Raw genomic sequence first — 3,505 nt, forward strand, 5'->3', positions numbered from 1 at the left:
GCGGATCGACGTGGGTTTGAGCGGAGGCGTGGACTCCGCGGTGACGGCGCACCTGCTCAAACAGCAGGGCCACGAGGTCATCGGCATCTTCATGAAGAACTGGGAAGATGACGACGACAGCGAATACTGCTCGTCCAACATTGATTTTGTCGACGCCGCGGCCGTGGCCGACGTGATCGGCATCGAGATCGAGCATGTCAATTTCGCGGCCGACTACAAGGACCGCGTGTTCGCCGAATTCCTGCGCGAATACCAGGCCGGCCGCACGCCCAACCCCGACATCCTGTGCAATGCCGAGATCAAGTTCAAGGCCTTCCTGGACCACGCCATGCGCCTGGGCGCTGAAAAAATCGCGACCGGACACTATGCACGCGTGCGCCACAACGAAGCCAGCGGCCGGCATGAGCTGCTCAAGGGCCTGGACCCGGCCAAGGACCAGAGTTATTTCCTGCACCGGCTGAACCAGGCGCAGCTTTCGAAGACGCTGTTCCCGGTCGGCGAGCTGCACAAGACGGAAGTGCGCCGCATTGCCGACGAGATCGGCCTGCCGAATGCCAAGAAAAAGGACTCGACCGGCATCTGCTTCATCGGCGAACGGCCTTTCCGCGATTTCCTGAACCGCTACATCGCCAAGGCGCCCGGCCCCATCAAAAACGACAAGGGCCGCGTGCTGGGCGAACACGTGGGCCTGTCCTTCTATACGCTGGGCCAGCGCCAGGGCCTGGGCATAGGCGGCGTGAAAGCCAAAGGCGCCGACTTGAAGGCCGCGCAGGCGCGCGGGCTGCGCGGCGTGGGCGAACACGAGCCCTGGTTCGTGGCGCGCAAGGACCTGGAGACCAACACGCTGTGGGTGGTGCAGGGCCATGAGCATCCCTGGCTGCAATCGACGATGCTGACGGCGCAGGACTGCAGCTGGGTGGCCGGCAACGCACCGGCGCCGGGCGCCATGGCGGCCAAGACGCGTTACCGGCAGGCCGACGCGCCCTGCGAACTTCGCCAGTCCTCCATAGCCGGCTGTGAGCTGGCGTTCAGCGATGCGCAGTGGGCAGTTACACCGGGGCAGTCGGCCGTGCTCTACCAGGGCGAGGTCTGCCTGGGCGGCGGCGTGATCACCGCCAGCAATGTGCAGAACCAGTCGGCGGCGCCACCTCACACCGGCGCGGCGCGTCACAGCGCCGTTTCGACGTAGGTGTAGATGTAGTTGGAGCCGCCGTTGACGTTGCCCAGCAGGCGCGACGAGCCAAAAATCCCCGAGCGGTGCGACACGCCGAAACCGATGTAGGTTTCCTTGAGCGGCCGGTAGCCGATCAGGTCGCCCAGGCTCACGTCGAGGGTCGGGTCCAGGAAGTTGAGCATGCGGGATGCCGGCTTGCCGTTGGCCGCCAGGCTGGAGGACTCGATGTAAGGGGCGCGCTGCGCCATCGACACCCCCACGCCCAGGCCCAGCCGGGTCTTCACGCGGTCGCTCCAGGGGAAGCCTGAATACACGGCTTTCATGAACAGGTCGAGCTGCAGTCCGTTGGGCTGCAGGCCGCGGTCGTTGTGGTGGGTCAGGCCCACATAGCCGATGAAGTCCAGCGGCCAGCCGTTCACGTTGTTGATGAAAGGCTTGCCGATCTGCACGCCGCTGATGCTGGTCGGGTTGGTCTTGGCCGTCGACAGGCACTGCGCCGTGATGATCTTGGCCAGGTGGCAGCCGTCCTCGGTGGACTTGCCGTACAGCACCTTGAAGTAAGTGGGCGAGCCGTCCTCGGCCCACTCGCGCTTATGGCCGCCGAAGTCGTAGGCCGCGCCCACATAGACCGCGGGCAGCACGCTTTTTTGCACGATGGGGCTGTCCTTGACCTTGTTTCCCAGAAACGTCGCCGATACGCCGGCCAGCAGGCGCCAGCGTTCCGTGACGTCATAGGAGCCGTAAAGGCCCAGCGAAGTCTGCACGCCCGCGCCGGGCTCATAGGCGGGACGGCCCGCTGTAGCCTCGCTGGTCCGCACGCCGTAGTAATAGTTGTTGAGCTTGGCGTCGCGAAACGCCACCGTCAGGCTGGGGCGCAGCATCCACGGGCCGGAGCGCCAGTCGTAGGTATAGCCAAGGCGGAATTCATTGCCCTTGTAGGTGTTGCCGATGTCGTGCACCAGCTCGGCCTGCAGCGTGCCCCAGGGCTGGCGCCAGCGGTAGGCCAGGCCGAGGTCGATGGCGGAGTCACGCGCCGACATGCCGGCCAGGCTGGCCGGCAGGCGCTCGGTGGGAAAGCCCTCCAGGCGCTGCTCCACAAAAAGGTCCAGCCGCCGCTCGCTGCCGTTGAGCAGCTTCACGCCACCCCGGTTGGCATGCAGGAACAGCCGCTCGCCCTCGTAAAGGTAAAGCGGCAACAGGTCGTAGCGGGTGCCCGCATCCTTGTAGGGCGAGCGCTCGATGCGCGTCACCAGGCCCAGCCCCGCGCTGCCGGGCGTCGAGAGGATGTCGGTGAGCGGTTCGGTGTTGCCGCCGGCCAGGGCCGGCGGGTCATTTTTTGTTGGAAATCTGCTGTTGGAAAGGGCCGCCGCCAGGCAGGGCGCTGCGGACACTCCGATGCTATCCATGAACGCCACGCCCCGGCCCGTTCAACTTGTAAGCAAAAAGGCACAAATGGGCTAGGCCGGCATGCCCTCTGAACCCATTTCCTCACACGCGGGCTCACACGTACACTGCCTATCGTCGGGTCTCCTTCAACTTTTTACGGAGCCTGTTATGCCCAAATTCGTGATCGAACGTGCCATCCCCGGACTCGGCGCCCTCAAGCCCGCCGAGCTGCACTCCATCTCCCAGAAATCGTGCGGCGTGCTGCGCGAACTCGGCACCGAAGTGCAGTGGGTGAAGAGCTACCTGACGGGAGGCAAGATGTACTGCATCTACAACGCGGCCAGCGAGGAACTCGTGAAGGAGCATGCGCGCAGGGGCGGCTTCCCGGCGGACTCCGTCGCGCGGGTCACCGGCGTCATCGACCCCACCACGGCCGAAGCCTGAGGCCCGCCGGTGGACGCGCAAACCCCCAGCGTGCCGCCGCCCCTGGGGCTTGCCGTCCACCTGCTGGGCCCGCCGCGCGTGGAGCGCGGCGGCCAGCCCGTGCCGGCGCCGCGCGGGCACAAGGCCTGGGGCCTGCTGGCCTACCTGGTGCGCAGCGATGCGCCGGTCAGCCGCAAACACCTGGCGGGCTTGCTGTTCGAGGATGCCGAAGACCCGCTGGCCGCCCTGCGCTGGAACCTCAGCGAACTGCGCCGCCTGCTCGGCCATGCGGAACTGCGCGGCGAACTGATCGCCCTGCCCTTGACGCCGGCCAGTTATGTCGACCTCAGGGCGGTGCTGTCGGGAAGCTGGGCGCAAGCCCTGTGCGTGCCCGGTCTGGACCGCGAACTGCTGGAGGGCATGAACTTTTCGGGCAGCCCGGCCTTCGAGGTCTGGCTCGCCGCGGAGCGCCGCCATCTCCAGGCCGCCGCGGAGGCCGTGCTGCGCGAGGCCGCCCTGGCC

The 3,505-nt window shown here is 66.5% G+C and carries 4 protein-coding genes; 3 read left to right on the plus strand and 1 reads right to left on the minus strand.

Annotation, left to right across the window (positions count from 1 at the left end):
* A partial coding sequence (gene mnmA, locus AC1D0P_RS24520) for a tRNA 2-thiouridine(34) synthase MnmA (protein ID WP_477679116.1) occupies positions 1–1,189 on the plus strand: 1,189 nt, incomplete at its 5' end.
* On the opposite strand, the gene AC1D0P_RS24525 is transcribed toward mnmA, so the two are convergent.
* Complete coding sequence (locus AC1D0P_RS24525) at positions 1,168–2,580, minus strand: MipA/OmpV family protein (protein WP_477679117.1); 1,413 nt, start codon at positions 2,578–2,580, stop codon at positions 1,168–1,170. The two genes, mnmA and AC1D0P_RS24525, sit on opposite strands and share 22 nt — an antisense overlap.
* A 148-nt stretch (positions 2,581–2,728) precedes the next feature.
* On the opposite strand from AC1D0P_RS24525, the gene AC1D0P_RS24530 reads away from it, so the two are divergent.
* Together AC1D0P_RS24530 and AC1D0P_RS24535 are read left to right on the plus strand one after the other, a co-directional pair.
* Positions 2,729–3,004 (plus strand): DUF4242 domain-containing protein, encoded by a 276-nt coding sequence (locus tag AC1D0P_RS24530; protein ID WP_477679118.1) that lies wholly within the window; start codon positions 2,729–2,731, stop codon positions 3,002–3,004.
* A gap of 9 nt (positions 3,005–3,013) precedes the next feature.
* A partial coding sequence (locus AC1D0P_RS24535) for an AfsR/SARP family transcriptional regulator (RefSeq protein ID WP_477679119.1) occupies positions 3,014–3,505 on the plus strand: 492 nt, incomplete at its 3' end.

This window comes from Polaromonas sp. P1_G2 (assembly GCF_056405515.1).

Bases quoted from the DNA above. Each gene is read 5' to 3' on its own strand.
- AC1D0P_RS24525 (WP_477679117.1), bottom strand. From the start codon at position 2,580: ATGGATAGCATCGGAGTGTCCGCAGCGCCCTGCCTGGCGGCGGCCCTT.
- AC1D0P_RS24530 (WP_477679118.1), top strand. From the start codon at position 2,729: ATGCCCAAATTCGTGATCGAACGTGCCATCCCCGGACTCGGCGCCCTC.